We start from the raw sequence: 2,710 nt of genomic DNA, 5'->3' as shown, positions 1-2,710 counted from the left end.
CTATTCTGTTTTTATCTGCTGCTTTAAAATTACCATCAATATAGGCACTGTTCGCAGATTTCAATTGGTTTTTAAGATTTATGATCGTCCTGTTGTCCGCTGTAGAATTTCCCGAACTTACATTATCTATCCCTCCTCTTAGCCTCGCATCAATATCTGCTATCGCTCTCTGGTTTGCCTGAATATCCCTTATCGCCTGCGCTTTACGTTCTTCATTTTGTGAGATCTGCGAGTAAACCATTTCCGACTGCTTGTCCAGGTTTAGCACACCGTTCTTCATCTTAAACGATTTCAAAGCCGCATTCTTCTGGTTCATGGCAGCCTCTTTTTTCTTCATCAACGAATCCAAAAGCTCTATAGAGTTATTCTGATTCAGATTAACATCCTCGCCATAGTTGTTAATAAAATTTGTCGCCAGCGTATTTACAACAAAAGTAGATAGCAAGGGGTTCTCCGAAACATAGTATACGTTTACAAAATCACTGTTATCAGGGCGGTATATTTTTAAATTATTGTTAATGCTTTCATCATCATAGCCCATAGAACTAATGATGTCATATAACGGATATTTACCAGAATTATCACTAATGGTAATCACCTGTTTATTCAGCAACCGTTCTCTGTAAAGTCTTACCACTTCATCAATACCGGCCTGCCTTAATGAAGCTACTTGTTTGCTGTAAGGCCTGAATGAAGCTTTCGGACTTTCCAGATCATGGAGTATCAGGTTATAAGAAAGGATACTCATGATCCGCCTCATTTTCATCCGCTCAATGATGTTCGAAAACTGCTGGTTGATCTTAAAAATATCCGAATTCTGGTTAGAGTTAACTGTTAACCACAACCTGCTTAGATTGATCCACTAAACCAGTAGCAATCTGAGCCTCAGAACTGTATTGTCTGGGAAGGTTCTTTACCAGAAAATAAGTAATCACCCCCGTTAGTAGAGGTACTAATATCAAAACCCATTTATACTTGCCTAGAAGTCGTAAAAATGCTTTTATGTCCATTATAACTGTTAAATTATATTTCCTATTTAATCTTTCACAAGATATTACTTAATTGAGTCCAATACAAGTTCGTAATTAGACCAAAGCAAAATTTATTTTTTGTCTTTTATCTCCAAAAAAAAGGCGATTATAAAACATATTACACCCGGAATAACAAAAATTTCAAATGGCATTAGCTGGTTAGTTTAGGTTCGTTATTTATTGATGGTAATGGATCTTTTTTATCAAAATACACGCTCTGAAATATAAATGCCAACGATACAGAGGCTACCACTGCCGACGGCATTGAATTGATTACTTCGTTACCATAGCTACAGAAAAAAATACCCGCTGTTGCCGAAAGCAGTGCAATACACTTATACCTAAGCTTTACATTATTAAGTTTCCAGATTATCCCACAGCATTTACCCAGAATATACATCATCATAGAAAACCAAATTGTTAGCCCAACAATGCCATACATTGCCCAAACTTTAACCCAGTAGCTATCAGGTGCTATTGTTGATAAAAATTTATCCTTATTATATTCCCTGCCCCAGGTACCAATTACCCCCAAACCTCCTCCAAAAGGATTATGTTTAAGGTATTCGCCAAGGATCATTTGATTATTAAACCTAACATTCAATGAGGCTTCCTTAGGATTTACAGCACTTCGTAGCCTGTAAATTTCATAACTGCCATTACCTATGGTGGTAAACTTTAAAAACCCGACAAACAATAAAGTGATGATCAAACCATACATTAATACTTTCACGTTCTTTGTCAGGAAAATCAGAAACAACACCCCTACCACCAAAGCAAAAAATGCACCTCTGGTTCCCGAAATCAACATTCCGTAAAAAGATAATCCGGCAGCAATCAGGGCAAGTACCCTTTTCCATGATTTGAACGGAGCTATTGCAAGCACAATAGCAATCAGCACAAAAGATGCCTGCGAAGCACCAAACTGTCCGGAATCACTATAAAAAGAAAACGCTCTTAATCTTCCCCACAACAAATGGGTAACCGCCCCTCCTTCATTTAAAAACCTTTGTTCACCTGGCGACAAGCCAATATGTATCTGCTTAATACCATTCAAAGTTGCCATTAACGACAAGGCAATCAACAATATCAACACCCTGTTTAATTTCTTTTCAGAATCAAACAATAGAAATACCAGGGGGATGATCAGTATAGGAAACAGCGCAGTACTTCTTATCTCCTGTAACCAACCCATCACACTGGCACCGGCAGGATTTATGATCTCAACTACACTAATGATAAACCACATCAGCATTAGTTTGGTCAGCGGGTTATTTAAACGTGTCCAGTCATACCGTTTGTGCTGAATGATCACAGTTATCCAGGTTAGCAATAAAAAAATCTCTATTCCTATACCATAGGCAATGCCACCAACTTCACGCGATAAGATCCCAAATAGAAAGCAATAAACTATCAACACAAGAAGCCCTACAGAGGGCTCCTTAAAAAGACAGATCATAAAAACAACAAATAGTGCTGCCACAATTACCAGTACCGGCCCTATGGGCCCCAGATACGTCAGCAAACTAACTCCTAAAGCAACCAATATCCCCAAAACCGACAAAATAATTGTACGTCGTGTTTGTGATAAGGATGATAAATACTGGTACATAGGTTGTTATTATTTCACTTTGTTAAGAACCCAACCAATAAATCCAGGTTGCCCCTTAATATATGTC

Annotated in this window: 2 protein-coding genes and 1 pseudogene; all 3 read right to left on the bottom strand. The window is 37.9% G+C overall.

The features are described from left to right. A pseudogene (locus tag AC1DDX_RS27010) lies at nucleotides 1-844 on the bottom strand (exopolysaccharide transport family protein); the annotation flags it as partial. Continuing rightward, on the bottom strand, nucleotides 828-1,010 hold the full coding sequence (locus AC1DDX_RS27005) for a Wzz/FepE/Etk N-terminal domain-containing protein (protein ID WP_477622986.1): 183 nt from the start codon (nucleotides 1,008-1,010) through the stop codon (nucleotides 828-830). The pseudogene AC1DDX_RS27010 and the gene AC1DDX_RS27005, both read right to left, overlap by 17 nt. A 172-nt stretch (nucleotides 1,011-1,182) precedes the next feature. Next, complete coding sequence (locus AC1DDX_RS27000) at nucleotides 1,183-2,643, bottom strand: O-antigen ligase family protein (RefSeq protein WP_172663228.1); 1,461 nt, start codon at nucleotides 2,641-2,643, stop codon at nucleotides 1,183-1,185. Nucleotides 2,644-2,710: the final 67 nt, after the last annotated feature.

Source organism: Pedobacter sp. 10L46_2 (assembly GCF_056395165.1).
Note: the sequence above shows the minus strand (reverse complement) of the source record. Positions and strands in the feature narration are given on the sequence as shown.

Excerpts from the sequence above, each read along its gene's own strand:
- AC1DDX_RS27000 (WP_172663228.1), bottom strand. The coding sequence starts at position 2,643 with ATGTACCAGTATTTATCATCCTTATCACAAACACGACGTACAATTATT.
- AC1DDX_RS27005 (WP_477622986.1), bottom strand. The coding sequence starts at position 1,010 with ATGGACATAAAAGCATTTTTACGACTTCTAGGCAAGTATAAATGGGTT.